Genomic DNA, 20,875 nt, shown 5'->3' with positions numbered 1-20,875 from the left:
CCACGTCGCGGAAGCGGCGGAGAAAGCCGTGGCGCGGCACTGTGATCGCCCATTTCTCGGCCGAGAAGTTGGTGATGGCGTAGAGCGGACGGCCCGCGGCGTCGAGCGCCTCGAGGATGGCGACCGTGCCCGGAACCTCGCCGGTCACGGTCTCGACCCAGCGTGCGTCGAAGGCGGCGGCGGTAGCGGCGTGGCGCGGATGCGCGGCGGCGATCGCGGCGACGCCCTCGGCCCAGGTCCGTCCTGCGTCCTGCGCGAGATTCCAGGCGTTGAAGTCGGTCTCGGCGAGGAAGGCGTCGACGGCCGCCTCATCGGGCAGGAGCCGGCCGAGCAGCAGCCGCGGCTCCCAGCGCAGCAGCACGTTGCCGATGTCGAAGACGACGACGGACGGGGCGGGGTCGGCCATGGGTTCTCCGTTCAGAGGCGGGGCATTCCGGTGGGGCGCATGTGGCGGGACTCATGTCGGCGCGACCGAGGGCGCGCAACAGCGCGATACGCGGCGCGCCGGTCGGTGGGGACCGGCGCCCGGGGGCCGGTCCCCCCGCGCGGCGCGCGGGCGGAACGCCTGGACGTCACTCGACCTGGACGCGCACCCGGCCGATCCTCGGTGAAGCGCCGCGGCGCTCGACCGCCGTCGCCGCCTGGCCGGCGCGGGCGCTCGCGCCCGGCAACGGCTCGACGCCGGTGGTGGGAACGAACGCGATCTCGAACTCCGAGCCGGGGCGCAGCCCGAGCTCGCGGGCCGGGCCGCTGAGGTCGTAGTCGAAGGTCTGCCCCTCGCCGCCGGCCGTGGCGTGGCCGGCGTGACCCGCGGGCGCGCCGCTGGTATCGCCCTTCTCGGCGAAGAAGGTCATGTTGCCGAGGAACGCCCGCCTTCCGTCCGGGGCGACCATGTAGACCTCGTACATGCCGGGATCCATCGAGTCGGCCACGACGTTCTCGAGCCGGAGCGACGGCCTGCCCCGCCGGCTCTGCGCCTCGGTCGGCAGGGTGGCGCGCGGACGGTTCTGGGCGAGCCAGAGCGTCGCGCCGGCCTCGGCCGCGCGTTCGAGCTCGGGAGAGATCATTCCGGTGGCGCCCTCGAACCCGCCCGCGACCATGGTCGGCGCAGTCAGCGGGCCGGGCGACGTCGCCTCGGCGATGACGCCGCTGCAATAGGATGCCGTGGTGTAGTTGTAGCCGAGCTGCGTCGGCGTCAGCCCGTCGCGCACCCGCATCGACACCACCTGCCCGGTCGCGCTCGGGAAGCTGTAGGACACGTTCAGGATCGAGCCGGTCGGCAGACGGGTGTTCGTGCCGCTGCGGGTCCAGCAGTCATACAGGCGGTCGATGTTGGCGTGGTGCAGCCAGAAGATCGGGTCGAGCGCCGCGGCCGAAACGCTTCCCATGTAGCCGCTCGGACAACCGGAGACCGAAAGCGCGCAATGCACCGAGCCGTGCGGCGTGCTTTCGAGGCGGTTGCGGAAGGTGTTGTAGCTCGACGTCGCCATCGCATTGTCGGCGCTACGCGCGCTCGACGAGATCCCGCCCGTGCCGGCGTTGATGGCCGCATTGCGGTTCGCGACGTAGAGCGGATTGGCCACCGTCTGGCCTTCGGCGTTCACGTAGGTCGGGTCGCGGAACGCCGCGGGCAGCGCCGGATCGGCGGAATAGTCCCAGTACGGCAGGCTCAGGGCCGGCATTCCCGCCGCCTGCTGGAGCACCTTCTCGAAATGGTAGACCGCGATGCGGTGCCAGGGCAGGAAGCCCGCGTTGTGGTGCTGGCAGGTGCACCAGGTCCGGCGCTCGGCATTGTTGCCCGCCTCCCAGGTGGTGACGCCGCTCATGCCGTCGCCGGTGACCGGCCCGTCGCAATCGGAACCGAAATGTCCGTGCAGGTTCGCCCAGAACAACCAGGAGCGCCGCCAGCTCGACGTGTTCCTGGCCGCCGTGTCGCGCGCCTTCATCGTCGCGACGCCGCGCCTGAGCCCCTCGAGCTCGTCCGCGGTCAGCGCGTTGATGTTCTTCCTCTCGCCCGCGGCCGCCGCGCCGGCAAGTGAAAGCACGAGGACGGCCGCGTAGAGCACGGTCGCGAGAAAGCAGCGAATCATGAGCCCACCCCTCACAGGCAAAAGTTCGGATCGAATGTCGTGCAGTCTGCCCCGGTAGTCCCCCCGTCAACCTTCAGGATAGCCCGGACACGCGCGATTCGCGAGTATTGACGTTCCCGGGGATACGCGCGTCCACACCCCTCCGGTCGAGGCGCGCCCGCTGGGGCGGCACATCCGTCTCGAACGTTGCCAGGGCTGGCGCGGCCGAGGAGAGGGCGCGCCCCGGCCGCGGAACGGCCGTCGCTGGAGGTCGGAGTCCTCGGGACGGACGCGTTGGAGGGTTCCGTCGGCCTCCGAAACTTTCCGCTCGATCATGCCGGGCGGGAGGCTGGAGGCGACGACCGGAATCGAACCGGTGTGCACGGATTTGCAATCCGCTGCGTAACCACTCCGCCACGTCGCCTCGCGGAGAGCGTCCTAACAATCCGGACGCGTCGCGGCAAGGCGGCTCGTCACGCCGCCATCGGGCGGCGCGCGAGGCCCGCTGGCGCTTAGCAAACTTTTAGGGTTCCGCGCAGGAACTCTTAGCGAGCACGAATGAACGCAAATGTGTATCAATCCGCGCATCGCAGCAGCGATTGCGAACACGATCGAACATCAACCCACCCGGCGCGCGGCGGCAACCGCGGCGTGCGCGCCCCAGAAGGAATTGACCGATGCGCGCGACAGGGAACGTCTGGCCGAAGAAGACCCGCGACATTCACAACCATCATTTCGACTCGACCGTCTGGGACGACCTGGAGTTGCGCGACGACGACATCGTCATCGCCACCTACGGCAAGGCGGGCACGACCTGGACGCAGCAGATCGTCGGTCAGCTCGTCTTCGGCGGCGATGCGTCGGTCAACGTGGGCGAGATCTCGCCGTGGGTCGACCTGCGCGTGCCGCCGCGCGAGGTGAAGCTGCCCGCGCTCGCGGCGCAGACGCACCGACGGTTTCTCAAGACCCACCTGCCGGTCGACGCGCTCGTGTTCTCGCCGAAGGTAAAGTACGTCTATGTGGGCCGCGACGGGCGCGACGTGCTCTGGAGCATGTGGAACCACCACGCCAACGCCAACGCGGCGTGGTACGCGGCGCTGAACGACAGCCCCGGCCGCATCGGCCCGCCGATCGAGCAGCCGCCCGCGAGCGTGCGGGAATACTATCACGACTGGCTCGACCGGAACGGGCACCCGTTCTGGCCGTTCTGGGAGAACGTGCGGACCTGGTGGGCGCTCCGGGGCTTGCCGAACGTGCTGCTCGTGCATTTCGCCGATCTCAAGGCCGACATGGCGGGACAGATTCGGCGCATCGCCGGCTTCCTCGACGTCGACGTGGCCGACGAGGCATGGCCGGCGATCCTGGAGCATTGCAGCTTCGACTGGATGAAGGCGAACGCCGCCAAGGCCGCACCGCTCGGCGGCGTGTTCTGGGACGGCGGCGCGGACACCTTCATCAACAAGGGCTCGAACGGGCGCTGGCGCGACGTGCTGACCGCCGCCGAGAGCGCGAAGTACGAGCGCCTGGCGCTCGAGAACCTGAGGCAGGACTGCGCCCGCTGGCTCGCCGAGGGCACGCTCGGCGGCGGGATCGCCGCGGCGGCCTGATTTCACAAACCCATACCTAGGACGGGATCATGACCATCGAAACGCTTCGGGCCGCCGTGCGCGGCGACGTCGTCGCCGACGGCGAGGCAGGGTATGCCGAGGCCCGCGACGGGCTTCTCTTCAACGGGCGCGCGCCCGACCGCCGACCGGCGATCGTCGTTCGCGTCGCCTGCGTGGACGACGTGCAGGCGACGGTGCGCTACGCCGCGCGCCACGGGCTGAAGGTGAGCCCGCGCGGCAGCGGCCACAACTTCTCCGGCATCGCGTTGCAGGACGGGGTCGTGCTCGACCTCGGCGCACTCGACCGGATCGCGATCGACCCGGTCGCGCGAATCGCCGAGGTCGAGCCGGCCGCGAAGAACGGCGCGCTCGCCGAGGCGCTCGGTGCCCACGGGCTCGCCTTTCCGACCGGGCATTGCCACACGGTGAGCCTGAGCGGCTACCTGCTCGGCGGCGGCTTCGGCTGGAACTCCGGGGCCTGGGGCCTCGCTTGCCACAACGTCGAGGCCGTCGATGTGGTGATGGCCGACGGCCGGCTGATCCGCGCCAGCGCGACCGAGCATCCGGACGTCTTCTGGGCGGCGCGCGGCGGCGGCCCGGAGTTCTTCGGCGTCGTCGTGCGCTACCGGCTGCGTCTCCACGACCTGCCGAAGGCGATCCGCACCAGCCTCTTCTTCTACCCGATCGAGCGGGCGGCCGAGATCGAGGACTGGGTGACGGCGGCCATGGCGGTCGTGCCGTCGAACGTCGAGTTCACCACGCACTTCCAGTCGGCGCCCCCGTTCGTGCCGGCGGTGGGCAAGGTTGCGATGTGCACGCCGACGGTCTTCGCCGACAGTGAGGCGGAGGCGCGCGAGACGCTCGGGAGGATCGCGGCGCTGGCGCCCGCGGGGGCCCTCGCCGTCGAGGAGGCGTTGCCCATGACTTTCGCCTCTCTCTACGAGGCGGCGGCGACGTCGTTCTACACCGGCACGCGCTATGCGGTGGACAGCGCCTGGAGCGTGCAGCCCGCCCATGTCTTCGCCTCGCTCGCCGCGAGCGTGGCCGCGGCGCCCGCGCCGCACGCCTTTGCGCTGGCGGTCGTGCTGCCGCCGGCGGCGGGCGAGGCCGGGCTGCCGGACGCGGCGTTCTCGATGGCGGGGCCGGCCTTCGGCGCGGCCTACGCGATCTGGGACGCACCGGAAGAGGATGCGGCCAACGTCGCCTGGCTGCGCGACGCCGCCGACGGGCTCGCGCCGGGGCGGCTCGGGCACTATGTCGGCGAGGCCGATCTCGAGCGGCCGGGCTGGCTCGAGGCCTGCTACGCGCCGGAGGCGCTGGCGCGGCTGCGCGCGCTCGCCACGCTGCACGACCCGCTCGGCGTCTTCGCGCCGGGTGCGCGGCCCGAGGCGGCGCGGCTCGCCGGCTGAGGCGCCGGGGCGCGGGGGGCGCTTCCCTCCCGCGCCCGAGAGGCGCGCGGGCGCTGTTCCCGACCGAAGCCGGGCCCCCCGAGCATCACCGGTTTGCAGTTCCCCGGACGGATGCCATGATTCCCTTTCGCTGCGGCCCCGACTTTGTCAGGGTCACTCGCAGCCCCGACGCTTCGGGCGGGGACGAGATCGAGGCGCCGCGCGAACGGCGCGCCATGCGGAGGAAGCGGACATGGGACGGAAACGCGTCGGGTTCTGGAGCTTTGCGCGATGAGCGGGACCTCGGAGAGGGGTGGCCCGGACGTTGCGGCTCTGGTCATCGCGGGTCTCCTCGGCGTTCTCGCCGCGGTGATCTTCTGGAAGACCAGCCAGATGCCGGCGGCGGGACAGCAGACGCGGGTCGGTCCGACGACGGCGCCCTATGTCATCGCGGGGTTTCTCGCGCTCCTTGCGGTCGGGCACGTCGTCGCCGCCTTCCGGCACGGCCTGCCGCCGCGCGAGGCCGACCGGGCGGGACCGATGCTGTGGATCATCGGCGGGCTCGTACTGCAAATGCTGCTGCTGAAGCCGGTCGGCTTCTCGATCGCCACCGGGCTTCTCTTCGCCTGCTGCGCACGGGGCTTCGGCCGGGGTCCGCTCTGGATGACGGTGCCGCTCGGGATCGTGCTCTCGATCGGCATCTACCTGATCTTCGGCGGCCTGCTGAACCTGTCGCTTCCGGCCGGGCCGCTCGAGCGGCTGATCTTCTGAGGAGGGGACGCGGATGGACACCTTCGCCCTGCTCGGCCATGGCCTCGCCGGCGCGCTGCAACCGATCAACCTGCTCTACGCGCTGATCGGCGTCACCCTCGGCACCGCGGTCGGCGTGCTGCCCGGCATCGGGCCGGCGCTGACCGTGGCGCTGCTCCTGCCGGTCACCTACCAGTTCGACCCGACGGCGAGCCTCATCATGTTCGCCGGCATCTACTACGGCGGCATGTACGGAGGCTCGACCACCTCGATCCTCCTGAACACGCCGGGCGAGAGCGCCTCGATCGTCACCGCGCTCGAGGGCAACAAGATGGCGCGGTCGGGTCGCGGCGGGCCGGCGCTGGCGACGGCGGCGATCGGAAGCTTCGTGGCCGGTCTCATCGCCACGATCGGGCTCGCCTTCCTGTCGCCGCTGATGGTGAAGTTCGCCCTGTCGCTCGGGCCGGCGGACTATTTCGCCCTGATGGTGCTCGCCTTCGTGACCGTCTCGGCGGCGTTCGGCGACTCGGCGCTGCGGGGCCTCACCGCGCTGGCGCTGGGGCTGACGCTGGGGCTCGTCGGCATCGACCTTCAGACCGGGCAGGCGCGGCTCACCTTCGGAATCCCCGACCTGCTCGACGGGATCGAGGTGACGACGCTGGCGGTTGCGCTCTTCGCTGTCGGCGAGGCGCTGAAGGTCGCGGCGCAGCCGATGTCCGTGGACAAGGTCGAGCCGGTGCGCGGCTCGGTCTGGATGAGCCGGCAGGACTGGGCGCGGTCGTGGAAGCCCTGGCTGCGCGGCACGTTCATCGGCTTTCCGATCGGGGCGATGCCGGCGGGTGGGGCGGAAATCGGAACCTTCCTCAGCTACACGACCGAGAAGGCGCTGACCAAGTATCCCGAGCAGTTCGGCCACGGCGCGATCGAGGGGGTCGCCGGCCCGGAGGCGGCCAACAACGCTTCGGCCGCGGGCACGCTGACGCCGCTGCTGACGCTCGGTCTGCCGACGAGCGCCACGGCGGCGATCATGCTGGCGGCGTTCCAGCAGTTCGGGTTGCAGCCCGGGCCGCTGCTGTTCGCCAACAACGCCACGCTCGTCTGGAGCCTGATCGCCTCGCTGCTCGTCGCGAACCTGATGCTGCTGGTGCTGAACCTGCCGCTGATCGGCCTCTGGGTGAAGCTGCTGTCGATCCCCAAACCCTGGCTCTACGCCGGCATCCTCACCTTCGCGACGCTGGGCACGATCGGGGCGAATCCCTCGCCGTTCGAACTCGGGATGCTGCTTGCATTCGGGCTGCTCGGCTACGGGCTCCGGCGCTATCACTATCCGATCGCGCCTGTGGTGGTGGGGCTGATCCTCGGTCCGCTCGCCGAGCAGCAGCTGCGCCGGGCGCTGGCGATCAGCCAGGGCGATCCGTCGGTGCTGGTGCATTCGCCGGTGGCGATCATCCTCTACATCATCGCCGCCGTGGCGATCCTGTTTCCGCTCTACCTTCGCATGCGCGGCAAGGACAAGATTCTCAGCCAGCTTGGCGGCGACGAGGATTGAGCGCGGGGCGAAAGGCCGGCCCCGCGGGGCCGGCCTACCCGTGTGATACCGGCGAGTCTACCAGGCCACCCGGCGCAACGCGGGCCAACACGCCTAACACGCGTGATAGATAGGGTAACTACCTGAGTACACACGATAAAAGTCGTGAAGGTCAAAAAGGTCCGCGAGTCGTTTCACGAGCCCGCCGGTATGATCGATTGCGTGCGGGGAGGGGTCAGCTTTCCAGAAGGCCACGCATGGGGCCGGCGAGACGCCATGCGGCGGCGATGCGGCGGAGCTTGTTCATGACGGAGCGGTTGCCGACCGAGTGCCACTGGGCCTGGCGCAGCGCCCAGTACAGGCGGCGACCGCGGGGCATGCCTTGCATGTCGCGCATGGCGACCTGGAAGGAGCGGTCGGCGACGAATTCGTAGGGGTGCAGGTAGACCATCGGCCGCAGGCCCGCGGCTGCGGCCATCTCCATGGCGCGGATCGTCACCGAGCCGGGCAACAGCTTGAGGTAGCTGCCGCCGGTCTTGACCGGAGGGAGCAGGCGCGAGGCCTTTTCGCGCGCCATCGGGAACAGGGCGAGCCGCTCCAGCCCCAGCGCCCGGCGCATCGCTTCGGCCTCGGCGGCGAAGGCGGCGTTGAGCGAGCTGTCGTAGGCGAGGCGGCGCTCCAGCACGCGGAAATGGCCGACATCCGCCGCCGTCAGCGAGAAGCGCGGCGCGCGGAAGCCGAGGACGCGCTGGCCCGAGGCGGTCTCCAGCGCGTCGATGGCGCGGGCGAGATTGGCGTCGAAGACGTCCGGCGGGTCGAGGCGGCAGGGGTCGTGGAAATGGTAGTGGCAGGCGATCTCGTGGCCGTCTCCGGCGATCTCGGCGACGATCCCGGGGCACTTCGCCGCGACGATCCCGGTGGTGAAGAACGTCAGCCGCACGCCGGCAAGGTCGGCCCGGAGGAAGGTCTCGATCGCCTCGTAGGCGGCGAAGAGCGCGTCCTCGCGGACCGGACCGTCGGGATCGACCCCGTGCTCGCGCCGGAAGTCGTGCGCGATGTCCTCGAAGTCGATCGAGAGCCAGGCGTCGCGGCTCACGCGCGCGCCTCCGCGACCTCACGCCAGTCGCGATCGGCGAGGAACCCGCCGATGGCGAGAAGGTCCATGCCGGAGCGGAGATAGGTGCGGATCGCCTCCTCCGGCGTGTTCACGATCGGCTCCTGAATGTTGAACGAGGTGTTGAGGAGGACGGGCACGCCGGTTCGCTCGCCGAATTCCATGATCAGGCGGTGGTAGAGCGGGTTCGCCTCGGCGGTGACGGTGTGGACGCGGGCGGTTCCGTCCACATGGGTGACGGCGGGAATGACCTTGCGCATGGCGGGCCGGACATTGGCGAGGATGTTCATATATGGGCTGTCCTGGCCCAGTTCGAAATAGTCGCCGGCGGCCTCGGCGGTGGTCGAGGGGGCGAAGGGGCGGAACAGCTCGCGCTTCTTGATCTTGGCGTTCAGCGCCTCGCGGATGGCGTCGTCGCGCGGGTCGGCGAGGATGGAGCGGGCGCCGAGCGCGCGCGGGCCGAACTCGGTGCGGCCCTGATGCCAGGCGACGATGCCGCCCGTGGTCAGGGTCTCGACCGCCGCGGCGACGCGGCCGGCCTCGTCGGCGCGGCGCGGGAGCGGCAGGCCGAGGGCGCGGAAGGAAGCGGCGATCTCGTCGTCGGTGAAGGCCGGGCCGAGCCAGGGGCTGGTCACGTCGGGCGCGGGCATGCCCTTCGCCGCGAGGTGGGCGAGCGCCGCGCCGATGGCGCAGCCGGCGTCGTGGGGGGCGGGGGGCGCCACGATCTCCGCGAAGAGTCCGGATTGCAGGACGCGGCCGTTGGCCGTGACGTTGAGGGCGCAGCCGCCGGAGATGGCGAGCCGGGTCACGTCGGGGCGTCGCTCGCAGGCCCAGGCGAGGAGGCGGCGCTGGGCGATCTCGAACGCGGCCTGCACCGACGCGGCGAGGTCGAGATGGGCTGGAGTCGGTTCCTCGTCGGGGGCGCGCGGCGGGCCGACGAGGGCGGCGAGCGCGGCCGGGAAGTCGCCACGGAGCGCGCGGTGATAGTCGCAGAGCGTGGGGTCGAGGCGGTAGGTTCCCTCGGGGCCGGTGCGCAGGACGCGCTCCAGCAGGAGGTCGCGGAAGCGCGGCTCGCCGTATGGGGCGAGGCCCATCATCTTGTACTCGCCCTCGAGCATCCGGAAGCCGAGGTAGCCGGTGAAGGTCGAGTAGAAATGGCCGAGCGAGTTCGGCCAGCGGACGCGCCGCAGGTCGGTGCGGCGCCCCTGCTCGACGAGGGTGAGGACGGTCGAATCGCTCTCCCCGCCGCCGTCGTAGGAGAGCGACAGGCAGGTCGGCCAGCCGCGCAGGGCTTCGGCGTAGAGCTGGTGGGTCAGGTGGTGGTCGTAGTGGGCGATCTCGGCGCGACAGGCGCCGAAGGCGGCGGTCAGGATGCGGCGGACGCGGAAGAGGTCGGCCCAGCTGCCGCCTTCCTCCGGCCGCGCCGCGCGGTCGCGGCCGCCGAGGAGCGAGGCGCGGGTGCGCGTCGCCATCGAGGCGAAGGCCGCGGGGGAGCCCATGGCGCGGCCGAGCGTGCCGCGGATGCGGGTTCCGACGGCCCAGGGGCGCCAGTAGACCGCGACGGCGTCGACCTCGGCCATGGTGACGTTGGCGAGGCGCAGGCATTCGGCGATGGCGCGCAGCGGGAAGGCGCCGTCGTTCTTGATGCGGCTGAGGCGTTCCTCCTCGATCGCGGCGACCAGCACCCCGTCCCGCACGAGGCAGGCGGCGGAGGTTCCCATCGTGGCGAGGCCGAGCAGGATCATGCGGGCGCGATCATCCGGGGGGCGCGTGCGTGCGCGCGTCAGTCCCAGTCGGTCTGGGCGAAGGCCGCGACCGGCACGCCGTCGGCGTCGAGGAAGTTCAGGTCGGCCCCGTCGCGGCTGAAGGTGGCTACGGCCTCGAAAGCCGCGAAGAGCGCCGCCTCGGCGGACATGGCGGGCTCGGGGCAGGCCATTCGCGTGGCGGCGACCGGGCCGACGGTCAGGGTTTCGCCGTCGACGGAATAGGCGCCGGTGAAGCGGTTGCAGCCGCCCCGGCCGGTCAGCCGGCCGTCGGCCCCGAACTGGACGATGGCCTCCACGCCCTCGGGGAACGGCTGGCCGGCGATGGTCAGCGGGCGCCATTCGCTGCCGGCGAGGCCCTGCTGGGCGGCGGCGGCGACGGGCAGAACGGTCATGGCGAGGGCGAGGACGAGGCGCATGGAAGCTCCCGGGTGGCGGCCGGCGACGGTATGGCACGGACGGCCGCGGAGCGGAAGCCGGGGCGAGGCGGATGCGCGGCCCGGTCTGGTCGGGCGGGGCGCAGGGCGGCGGTCACGAGGGGCGGTTGACGGCCTGAACGGTGTCGGCGAAGCGCTGGATCAGGGCGAGCCCGGCCGTGGGGTCGACGCCGGCGCCGTCGAAGCCGAGCACCGTCAGCACCGTCATGCGGCCCTCGACATCGAGGAAGGCGCGCCAGAACCGGGGCTCGATTCCGGCGATGGGCTGGGGGCCGCGATCCTCGACGAGGACGTAGAGGACATCCCCGCGTGTGCGGGTGGCCAGCACCTTGATGCGGTCGGGGCGGCCGGAGCGGCCGAGGGCGGCGCGGCCCTGGGGCGTCTCGACGAAGCGCGTCAGCTCGGGGAGCGTGCCCCCCTCGGGAAGCTGGGCGGCCGACACGCTCGCGGTCAGCACGGCGCCGAGCGGGTTGGCGTCGCCCTCGGCCGCGACCCCGGCCGAGCCGAGGAGCGCGCAGTCCGAGGCCATGACGAAGCCGCCCGAGGCCGAGACGTTGGTCGCGGCCTCGTCGATGCAGAACCCGCGCGGCGCGGCGATGGTGACGTTGCGGCCGGCCACCGTGAGGGTGGCGCGGTCGGGGCCGGAGGCGGTCGGAACGCAGGCGGCGAGCGCGACGGCCGCCGCGGCGATGAGGGTCGGGGCGCGCATCTCAGAGATCCGCATAGACGTGCGCCTCGGCCGCGGCGCCCGGATGGGTGACGGCGCCGAGACGGGTCGCGCCGACCTGCTGGGCATATTTCCAGAGCGCGCCGGAGGTGTAGATCGTGGGGCGCGGGCCCTTCCACTCGCCGCGGCGCGCTTCCAGCTCGGCGTCGGTCAGGTCGACGGCGATCGTGCCCTTGATCGCGTCGATCGTGATGATGTCGCCGTCCCTGACGAGCGCGATCGGGCCGGCGAGCGCCGCCTCGGGGCCGACATGGCCGACGCAGAAGCCGCGCGTCGCGCCGGAAAAGCGGCCGTCGGTGATGAGCGCCACCTTCTTGCCCATGCCCTGGCCCGAGAGCGCCGCCGTGGTCGCCAGCATCTCGCGCATGCCGGGGCCCCCCTTCGGCCCCTCGTTGCGGATGACGAGAACCTCGCCCTCCGCGTAGGTGCGCTTCTGCACCGCAGCGAAGGCGTCCTCCTCGCACTCGAAGACGCGGGCCGGGCCGGAGAACACCTGATCCTCCGGCGCGATGCCCGCGACCTTCACGATCGCGCCCTCGGGGGCGAGATTGCCCATCAGCCCGACGACGCCGCCCGTCCTGGTGAGCGGCTTGTCGATCGGGTAGATCACCCGGCCGTCCGCCTCGCCGCGGATGTCGTCGAGTTCCTCGCCGAGCGTCCGGCCGCTCGCGGTCAGGCAGTCGAGATGCAGGAGCCCGCCCCGCGCCAGCTCCTTCATCACCACCGGCACCCCGCCGACCTCGAACAGATCCTTGGCGACGTATTTCCCGCCCGGCTTGAGGTCCACGAAATAGGGCGTGTCGTGGAAGATGTCGCAGACGTCCTGGAGCGTGAACGCGATGCCGGCCTCGTGCGCGATCGCCGGCAGGTGCAGGCCGGCATTGGTCGAGCCGCCGGTGCAGGCGACGACGCGGGCGGCGTTCTCGAGGCTCCGCCTCGTGACGACGTCGCGGGCGCGGATGCGCTTCTCGACCAGGTTCATCACCGCGATGCCGCTCGCCGTCGAATACTGGTCGCGGCTCTCGTAGGGCGCCGGGGCGCCGGAGGAATTCAGGAGCGCGAGCCCGATCGCCTCGGAGACGCAGGCCATGGTGTTGGCGGTGAACTGGCCGCCGCAGGCGCCCGCGCTGGGGCAGGCGACGCGCTCGAGGATGTCGAGCGCGGCGTTGCCGAGCGTGCCGGCCTGGTGCCGTCCGACCGCCTCGAAGAGATCCTGCACCGTGAGGTCGCGGTTGGCGAAATCGTCCGGCACGGCGGCGCCCGCCGGCGCCCGGCCCGGCAGGATCGAGCCGCCGTAGATGAAGACCGAGGGCACGTTGAGCCGCACCATCGCCATCATCATCCCCGGCAGCGACTTGTCGCAGCCGGCGAGGCCGACGAGCGCATCGTAGCAATGGCCGCGCATGGTGAGCTCGACGGTGTCGGCGATGGCCTCGCGGCTGGCGAGCGAGGAGCGCATGCCCTCGTGACCCATGGCGATGCCGTCGGTCACGGTGATGGTGGTGAACTCGCGCGGCGTGCCGAGCGCCTGCTTCACGCCGAGCTTGACCGACTGGGCCTGGCGGTTCAGCGCGATGTTGCAGGGCGCGGCCTCGTTCCAGCAGGTGGCGACGCCGACGAGGGGCTGGTGGATCTCCGCGTCGGAGAGGCCCATGGCGTAGAGGTAGGAACGGTGCGGCGCGCGCTCCGGCCCCTCGGTGACGTGGCGGCTCGGCAGCCTGGACTTGTCGAATCTGGGCGCGTCCACGGGCTTCTCCCCTTCGGCTCTTGATCTTGGCTCCGCTCCGCATAGGCGACCGGCCACGGATTCTCAAGCGAACGCGGTGGGCGGTGACCCATCGGCGGGTGGACGGGCGGGACGGGGCCGCATAGGGACAGGCGATGACGCCGGCGGAGCGACGTTTCGAAGCCTGGGTCGCGCCGGCGCGGGCGCGGGCGGAGCTGTGGAGGACCGCGGCCGGGTTCGCGCTCGCCTTCGCGGTCTGGCTGGCGACGGCGCTGGCGCTGGCGCTCCTGCTCGACCCGGCGGGACCGAAGGCGGCGGCGCTCCTCTATCTCCTGTCCTTTGCCGGCATGGTCGGCGGGCTGGCGCTGGCGCTGCGCCTCCTGCACCGGCGGCCGCTTGCGAGCCTCGTGGCGCCGCAGGGGCTCGCGATGCGGCGGCTCGCCACCGGTGTGGCCGTCGCCGGCGGCGTCGGGCTCGCCACCTCGATACCGGTGGCGCTGGCCGCCGGCGCGCAGGTGCGGGGCGGGCTCCTCGTCTGGATCGGCGGCGCGGCGGCGGTGCTGCCGGCGGTGGCGTTGCAGGCCGGCGCCGAGGAACTCCTGTTCCGCGGCTATCTCCAGCAGCAGCTCGCGGCGCGATTCCGGTCGCGGCTGGTCTGGATGCTCGCGCCCGCCGTCGGGTTCGGCGCGCTGCACTTCGACCCGAGCCTCGGCGCGAACGCCGGGCTGCTCGTCGCGGCGGCGGCGCTGATCGGCCTCGCCTATGGCGACGTGACGGCGCGGGAAGGCGATCTTTCCCCCGCGATCGGGCTCCATATCGCCAACAACGCCGTGGCGATCCTGTTCGCGCCGCCGGCGGGCCCGCTCGACGCCTTCGGCCTCTGGGCTCCCGCTCCCCCCGGCGGTCCCGGCGAGGTCACGGTCGGCATCCTCGGCAGCATGGCGGTGACGCTGGTCGTCTGGGGCGCCTACTGCGCGCTGCGGCGCGGCTAGAGCCCGACTACTCGCGACACGCCTGATCCGTTGCGGCGCCGGGCTGTCCGTGGTATCTTGCGCCGAAAGAATATGTCTCGCGCCACGGCGCTCGTTTCTCACTTGTTGTTCGTCCGCCGGAAGCAACCGGGGATCGCATTCGATGACGAAGACATCCGCGGTGTTGCGAGGGTCGCGAGTTGTTTCGCTGGCGCTGGCGGCGGCCATGACGGTCGGCGTGCCGGCCGGATCGCAGACCGCGAGCCAGATCACCCCGCCGACGTTCCGGCCCGAGTTGCCGCGTGTCGGCGGCGCGGTGGTGTTCTCCGGGGCGCCCGGGCTCGACGCCCCGCCGGGATCGGACCGGCTCTCGATCACGCTCTCCGGGTTGAGCGTCGAGGGCGGCCGGCCCGAACTCGCCGCCGCGGAGGCCGCGACCGAGGCGCGGCTCGTCGGCGGCCCGGTCGCGGTCTCCGAGCTTTTCGCCGCCGCGCGCGACCTCGAGGCGGCCTACGCCAACGCCGGCTTCGTCCTCGTCCGCGTCACGCTGCCTCCGCAGGAACTCCGCGACGGCGGCCAACTGCGGCTGGTGCTCGTCGACGGCTTCGTCGAGCGGGTCGACACCGGCCAGCTCCCCCCCGCCGTGCGCGGCCGCGCCGAAGCGGTGCTCGCGCCGCTGGTGGGCCGGCGGGGGCTGCGCCTGTCCGAGATCGAGCGCCAGCTCCTCATCGTCGGCGACACGCCGGGCGTCGCGCTGCGCTCGACGCTATCGGCGGGCCGGGAGCCCGGCGGCACGGTGCTGACGCTCGAGGCGCGCTATCGGCCGGTGACGGGCTTCGTCAGCCTCGACAACACGCTCGCCTCCGACCTCGGCCGCTGGACGGTCGGCCTCGGCCTCGACGCCAACAGCCTGCTCGGCCGCGGCGAGACCTTCTACCTGCGCGCCTTCGGCTATCCCGGCTTCGGCTCGGACGGATTTTTCGGGAGCGATCCGCTTCAGCGCATCATCGCCGGCGGCGTCGTGTTCCCGATCGGCACGGACGGCCTGACGTTCAACCTCGAGTACACCGACAGCCGGACCACGCCGAAGGCGTCGCGCAAGTCGGCCGAGACCGCGAGCGACTTCGAGCGGCTGACCGTGGGCGTCGGCTACCCGATCATCCGCACGCTGCCCCTCGAGGTGACGGCGCGGCTGAGCTTCGACGCCCAGTCCGAGGACCAGTGGCTGCGTAACCCCTATGCGATGCTCTACTCCGACGACCTGCGCATCCTGCGCCTGACCGGCGAGGCGACCTGGCGGCGCGACTCCGGGGCGGAGCTCTCGGGCCGGGCGATCCTCTCCTTCGGCCTCGACGCCTTCGGGGCGCGCACGCAAAACGACGTCGGGCCGAACGACCCGCCGCTGTCGCGCGAGGGCGCCGACGCCAGCTTCCAGAAGCTCGAGGTGGCGGTCGGCTATACCCAGCCGCTGCGCGGGCCGTTCGGCCTGAACCTGTTCGCCCGGGGCCAGACCTCCTTCGGCGAGCCGCTGGCGCTCAGCGAGCAGATCGGCATCGCCTCCTTCGAGGAGCTTTCGACCTTCGACGCCGGCACGATCGGCGGCGATCAGGGCTACATCGTGCGCGCCGACCTGACCGCGACCCATGCCATCGAGCGCTGGCGCGTGCCGGTGATCCTCACGCCCTACGTGTTCGCGGCGACGGGCGCGGTCTACCTCGAGCAGCCGACGGCGCTCGAGCAACGCTCGACCCATGCCTCCTCGTTCGGGATCGGCCTCGACCTGACCGCGGTCAGGGACCCCGACTTCTCGGACGCCTCGATCACCGTAGAATTCGGACGGGGCCTGCGCGATGACGACGAACCCGACGAGAACCGCTTCACCCTCGTGGCGGCCTTCCGCTTCTGAGATCCACCCTTGGCGGCTGGGGGCCTGCCTCCTCGCCGGCGCCGCCTTGGCGCTCGCCGGCGGCCCCGGTCGGGCGGGAACGCTGCCGAGCGGCGGCAAGGTCGCGGCGGGCAAGGCGACGATCGCCAAGGCCGGGCCGGGGCGGATGCAGATCCGCCAGCGCTCGAAGTCGGCGATCGTCAACTGGAAGGGCTTCTCGATCGGCCGCGGCGACCGCGTCGACATCGACCAGCCCTCGCGCAAGGCCGCGATCCTGAACCGCGTGACCGGGTCGACGAAATCGAGCATCCGGGGCCAGCTCTCGGCCAACGGCAAGGTCTATCTCGTCAACCCGAACGGCGTCGAGATCACCCGGACCGGCCGGGTGAAGGCCCATGCCTTCGTCGGCTCGACCCTCGACATCAGCGACCGCGACTTCCGCAAGGGCAAGGGGCGCTTCGCCTCCGCCGACGCCGCGCCCGCCGCGGTGCGCAATGCCGGCGTGATCGAGGCGAAGAGCTATGCGGCGCTGCTCGGCGGCAAGGTGGAGAATTCCGGAACGATCAGCGCCGAGCTTGGCTCGGTCGGGCTCGGTGCCGGCCGGCGCGCGACGCTCAAGCTCTCGGGCAACTTCCTGCAGGTGGCGCTGCCCCCGGACGGCGACGGGCCGCTGATCGACAGCTCCGGCACGCTGCGGGGCGGCCGGGTGGAACTCCGCGCCGCCGCGGCGCGCGAGGCCGCGCGCCAGGCGGTGAACCTCTCGGGCGTCGTCGAGGCGCGGAGCGTCGCGAAGCGCGGGGGCGCGATCGTGATCGGCGGCGGCGCTGGCGAGGTGGCCATCTCCGGCCGGCTCGACGCGAGCGCGGCGCACGGCAAGGGCGGCTCGGTCGAGGTGACGGGCGACCGCCTGCGCCTCGCGGGCGCTACCATCGATGCCTCCGGCGCGGCGGGCGGCGGCGAGATCAACCTCGGCGGCGGCCTCCGCGGCGAGGGCCCGCTGCCGCGCGCGCGCCTGACCGAGGCCGACGCGGCGAGCGTGATCTCCGCCGACGCGACCCGCTCCGGCGACGGCGGCAGCGTCGTCGTCTGGTCTGACGGCTTCACCGGCTTCGCCGGCCGCATCACCGCCCGCGGCGGCCCGAAGGGCGGCGACGGCGGCTTCGCCGAGGTCTCCGGCAAGCGGCTCCTGTCCTTCACCGGCACGGCCGACCTCCGCGGGGCGCGCTTCGGCACGCTGCTGCTCGATCCGTCGAACATCGTGATCAGCGACGACGCGACGGCCGGGATCGACGTTGCGCTCGACGGGACGTGGTTCATCTCACCGGACGCGGACAGCGCCAACTCGATCCTGAACGCGACCGGCCTGGAGACGCTGCTCGGGGCCGCGAACGTGAACGTGACGACGGAGAACATCCAGTTCGACGAGGCCGGGAACATCACCGTCGTCGCTCCGCTGGCCTGGGACACGGCCACCACGCTCTTCCTCGACGCGGACGGCGCCATCGACTTCCAGAACACGATCACCGCCCCGCTGGGAACGCTGAACGCCGCCACCGCCGGGCTCGGCGCGATCACGACGACGGACGGCGCCGTGATCGAGGTGAGCAGCCTGAACTTCACCGCGCAGGCCGTGGCGATCGGCGGGCAGATCACCACCCAGTCCGGCTCCATCCTCTCCCGAAGCGACATTTCGATCACCGGCGCAGGCGTCGACGTCGGAGACACTCTCGACTTCAACGCCGCCGCCAGCGTCCTCCTCGACGCGCCGCTCGACGGCGGGAGCGTGTCGATCACGGCGGGCGGCGGCGACATCGACACGACCGCGGCCGGAGCGATCACGGTCGACGAACTGACCCTGAGCGCCGGTGACGGGATCGACGCGCTCGGGTCGGTCGCGGTCGACGGGCTGTTCCTGCTCCAGTCGGGGGACTGGACGCAGAACGCCAACCCGTTGCCGGCGTTCGAGGCGGGCGACTTCCAGGTCGTCGAAGGGTCGGCGACCTTTCTGCGCGTGCTGGGCGGGAACGGCGACAACATCGCTTTCCAACTCGGGGACATCTACGGCGTCCAGGGCGTGAGCGGATTCCCCAACCAGAACTTCGCGCTCAACAACGACATCGACGCCAGCGGGACCTCGGGCTGGAACTACTACGGATCTAACGGAGATAGCGGGTTCGCCGGGTTCGAGCCTGTCCTCGGCGTGGACGTCAGCGGGGCCCCCATCCCCTTCACCGGCACGTTCGACGGCGGGGGCCTGACCATAGACGGGCTGACGATCACCCGGGGCGACGAGGACCAGGTGGGCCTGTTCGCCGCCCTCGGCGCTGGCGCGGAGGTCACCGACCTCGCGCTCACGAACGCCAGCGTATTCGGCGGCTACAACGTCGGCATCCTCGCGGGCGGGATAGACGCCGGCGCGAGCGTGACGGGGGTCTCGGTCGCGGGAACCGTGTCCTCCGAGGGCGGCTACGGGTACGACGCGACGGTGGGCGGGCTCGCCGGCGCTAACGCGGGGTCGATCCTCGACTCGACGTCTTCCGCGTCGGTCGATGCGAGCGCATACTCCGGCGAAGGCAGCGGAGAGGCCATTGCCGGCGGGCTCGTCGGCTTCAACCAGGGCACGATCACGGGCTCGTCGACCTCGGGGACGGTCACCGCCGATGGCGGCGGCTACTACGGATACGCGACGGCGGGCGGCCTCGCGGGCGTCAGCACGGGGTCGATCCTCGGCTCGACCTCCTCCTCGTCGGTCGATGCGGACGCCTTTGGCGGGAGCGGAGAGGCCATTGCCGGCGGGCTCGTCGGCGACAGCCAGAGCACGATCACGGGTTCGTCCGCCACCGGGACTGTCGCCGCCGATGGCGGCTACTACGGGTACGCGACGGCAGGCGGGCTCGCGGGCGTCAGTGCGGCGTCCATCCTCGATTCGACCTCCTCCGCGTCGGTCACTGCGAGCGCACTCGGCTTTGGAGACGGCGCAGGAGTAGTCGCCGGCGGGCTCGTCGGCGACAACCAGAGCACGATCACGGGTTCGTCCGCCACCGGGACGGTAGCCGCCGACGGAGAAGGGGGGCTCGTCCTAGTCGGCGGGCTTGCCGGCATCAGCAGCGACGCGATCTCTGGATCGACGGCGGCAGGCGCTGTCACCGCGACGGTGAGCGGCGGCTCGATCATGGCGGGCGGGCTGGTCGGGCAGACCGTCGACGTCGGCGAGTCCGCCGGCACGATCGACGGCTCCTCGGCGACAGGGGCCGTTCAGGGGACTTCCGACGCCGGGGGCGCCGTCTGGGTCGGCGGGCTCGTCGGCGGCAGTTCGGCCGCCATCGCCACGTCCTTCGCCACCGGCGCCGTTTCCGGCACGCTCTCCGAGACCGGCGACGCGGAATCCGTCCTGGCCGCCGGCGGCCTCGTCGGCGTGAACATCTCCGACATCACCGATTCCTTCGCCACCGGCGCGGTGACGGCGACCGGCGACGGCGACGGCGTCGGGCCGGCCGTCTCCATTTCCGCCGGCGGTCTCGTCGGCGGGGCGGACGGCGGCGCCATCGAGCGCGCCTTCGCGAACGGCGACGTGGTGGCGCAGGGCGACGATCTCGACGCGAGCGCAGGCGGCCTCGTCGGCCAGAACAGCGGGAGTGTGGCGGACGCCTTCGCGAGCGGCGATGTCACCTCCGCCGGCGGATCGGTCGGCGGCCTCGTCGGCGACAACGTCGCCGCGATCGCCCGCACCTACGCCATCGGCGCCGTCAGCGACGGCGGAGACGGCGCCGGCGGCCTCGTCGGCCTGAACAACGGCACGGTCGACAGCTCCTTCTGGGACGTCACCACCAGCGGAACCGGGTTCAGCGACGGCGGCGACGGGCTCACCACCGCGGAGTTCCAGGACACCGCCGGGTTCTTCGCATTGGCGGATGCCGCGGAGTGGAACTTCGAGGAGGTCTGGGCCCCGTCGAGCTTGGGCTTCTACCCCGAGATCTACACGATCAACCCGGTCGTGCGCGTCGACCCGAACGACGCCGATCGGCAATACGGGCTGGCCAACCCGCCGTTCACGGTCGCCCAGAGCTTCGGCGGACCGGGCGTCTATGTCTTCGGACCCGATGGCGATACGGCCCCCGACTATGCCGGCACGCTCACGAGCGACGCCGACGCGACGAGCCCCATCGGCGACTATGACATCCTCGCCTCGGGGACGGTGATCTCGCCGCTCGGGCAGGCCTACCGCGTGACGACGCTCGACCCCGGCACGCTGGCGGTGACGCCCGCCCCGCTGACGATCGCGGTGGGCGACGACAGCAAGGTCTACGGCGAGGTCTACGATCTCGGCGACGTCGGCTTCACGGTGACCGGCCTTCTGAACGACGACACGGTCGACACGGTGACGTTCGCGAGCCTCGGCGCCCCGGCCACGGCGCCGGTGGGCGACTACGACATCGACGTGGTCAGTGTGGACGGGCAGGGGATCGGCAACTACGTTCTCTTCCCCGATCCCCCCGACCCCGGCACGCTGGCGGTGACGCCCGCCCCGCTGACGATCGCGGTGGGCGACGACAGCAAGGTCTACGGCGAGGTCTACGACCTCGGCGACGTCGATTTCACCGTCACGGGCCTTCGGAACAACGATACGGTAGATTCCGTGACCTTCGCGAGCCTCGGCGCTCCGGCCACGGCGCCGGTGGGCGACTACGACATCGACGTGGTAAGTATAGACGGACAGGGGCTCGGCAACTACGTGCTCTTGCCCGATCCCCCCGACCCCGGCACGCTGACGGTGACGCCGGCGCCGCTGACGATCGCGGTGGGCGACGACAGCAAGGTCTACGGCGAGGTCTACGATCTCGGCGACGTCGGCTTCACGGTGACCGGCCTTCTGAACGACGACACGGTCGACACGGTGACGTTCGCGAGCC

Annotated in this window: 13 protein-coding genes, 1 tRNA gene and 1 pseudogene; 7 read left to right on the top strand and 8 right to left on the bottom strand. The window is 71.7% G+C overall.

Translation table 11 applies throughout. From position 1 onward, the window contains the following. From KBA23_RS10245 to KBA23_RS10235, 3 genes and pseudogenes are all read right to left on the bottom strand, one after another. Positions 1-406, bottom strand: a pseudogene (locus tag KBA23_RS10245) (HAD family phosphatase); the annotation flags it as partial. A 166-nt stretch (positions 407-572) separates the two neighbouring features. Next, a complete protein-coding gene (locus KBA23_RS10240) occupies positions 573-2,090 on the bottom strand; it encodes a tyrosinase family protein (protein WP_290740312.1) in 1,518 nt (505 codons plus the stop codon). Between the two features lie 329 nt (positions 2,091-2,419). Beyond that, a tRNA-Cys gene (locus KBA23_RS10235) sits at positions 2,420-2,493 on the bottom strand. A 253-nt stretch (positions 2,494-2,746) separates the two neighbouring features. Between KBA23_RS10235 and KBA23_RS10230 the strand changes: the two genes are divergently transcribed. From KBA23_RS10230 to KBA23_RS10215, 4 genes are all read left to right on the top strand, one after another. After that, complete coding sequence (locus KBA23_RS10230; RefSeq protein WP_290740310.1) at positions 2,747-3,676, top strand: sulfotransferase domain-containing protein; 930 nt, start codon at positions 2,747-2,749, stop codon at positions 3,674-3,676. A gap of 29 nt (positions 3,677-3,705) precedes the next feature. Then, positions 3,706-5,085 (top strand): FAD-binding oxidoreductase, encoded by a 1,380-nt coding sequence (locus KBA23_RS10225; RefSeq protein WP_290740307.1) that lies wholly within the window; start codon positions 3,706-3,708, stop codon positions 5,083-5,085. Between the two features lie 270 nt (positions 5,086-5,355). Further along, a complete protein-coding gene (locus KBA23_RS10220) occupies positions 5,356-5,835 on the top strand; it encodes a tripartite tricarboxylate transporter TctB family protein (protein ID WP_290740305.1) in 480 nt (159 codons plus the stop codon). A gap of 13 nt (positions 5,836-5,848) precedes the next feature. Then, complete coding sequence (locus tag KBA23_RS10215) at positions 5,849-7,363, top strand: tripartite tricarboxylate transporter permease (protein ID WP_290740302.1); 1,515 nt, start codon at positions 5,849-5,851, stop codon at positions 7,361-7,363. Positions 7,364-7,577: 214 nt separating this feature from the next. Here the strand turns inward: KBA23_RS10215 and KBA23_RS10210 are convergent, their stop codons facing one another. The 5 genes from KBA23_RS10210 to ilvD form a co-directional block, all read right to left on the bottom strand. Next, entirely contained in the window at positions 7,578-8,438 is an 861-nt protein-coding gene (locus KBA23_RS10210) for a polysaccharide deacetylase family protein (RefSeq protein ID WP_290740299.1), read from the bottom strand. Beyond that, positions 8,435-10,201 (bottom strand): carbamoyltransferase C-terminal domain-containing protein, encoded by a 1,767-nt coding sequence (locus tag KBA23_RS10205; protein ID WP_290740297.1) that lies wholly within the window; start codon positions 10,199-10,201, stop codon positions 8,435-8,437. The genes KBA23_RS10210 and KBA23_RS10205 overlap by 4 nt, the downstream gene beginning before the upstream one ends. 38 nt (positions 10,202-10,239) lie before the next feature. Next, the gene (locus KBA23_RS10200) at positions 10,240-10,638 is read right to left on the bottom strand and encodes an META domain-containing protein (protein ID WP_290740294.1); all 399 of its coding nucleotides are present in this window, start codon (positions 10,636-10,638) and stop codon (positions 10,240-10,242) included. 112 nt (positions 10,639-10,750) lie between these two features. Further along, the gene (locus KBA23_RS10195; protein ID WP_290740291.1) at positions 10,751-11,365 is read right to left on the bottom strand and encodes a hypothetical protein; all 615 of its coding nucleotides are present in this window, start codon (positions 11,363-11,365) and stop codon (positions 10,751-10,753) included. 1 nt (position 11,366) lies between these two features. Next, entirely contained in the window at positions 11,367-13,130 is a 1,764-nt protein-coding gene (gene ilvD, locus KBA23_RS10190; RefSeq protein ID WP_290740288.1) for a dihydroxy-acid dehydratase, read from the bottom strand. A gap of 134 nt (positions 13,131-13,264) precedes the next feature. On the opposite strand from ilvD, the gene KBA23_RS10185 reads away from it, so the two are divergent. The 3 genes from KBA23_RS10185 to KBA23_RS10175 all read left to right on the top strand — a co-directional run. After that, the gene (locus KBA23_RS10185) at positions 13,265-14,101 is read left to right on the top strand and encodes a CPBP family intramembrane glutamic endopeptidase (protein ID WP_290740285.1); all 837 of its coding nucleotides are present in this window, start codon (positions 13,265-13,267) and stop codon (positions 14,099-14,101) included. 142 nt (positions 14,102-14,243) lie between these two features. Continuing rightward, positions 14,244-15,986: a ShlB/FhaC/HecB family hemolysin secretion/activation protein gene (locus KBA23_RS10180; protein ID WP_290740283.1), complete on the top strand. Its 1,743-nt coding sequence runs from the start codon at positions 14,244-14,246 to the stop codon at positions 15,984-15,986. A 46-nt stretch (positions 15,987-16,032) separates the two neighbouring features. Beyond that, positions 16,033-20,875: MBG domain-containing protein (locus KBA23_RS10175; protein ID WP_290740280.1), on the top strand; the 4,843-nt coding region annotated here is incomplete at its 3' end.

The sequence above is a fragment of the Amaricoccus sp. genome (genome assembly GCF_017995835.1).
Taxonomy (GTDB): Bacteria; Pseudomonadota; Alphaproteobacteria; order Rhodobacterales; family Rhodobacteraceae; genus Amaricoccus.
The sequence above is the reverse complement of the archived record's forward strand: the minus strand, read 5'-3'. Positions and strand labels throughout refer to the sequence as shown.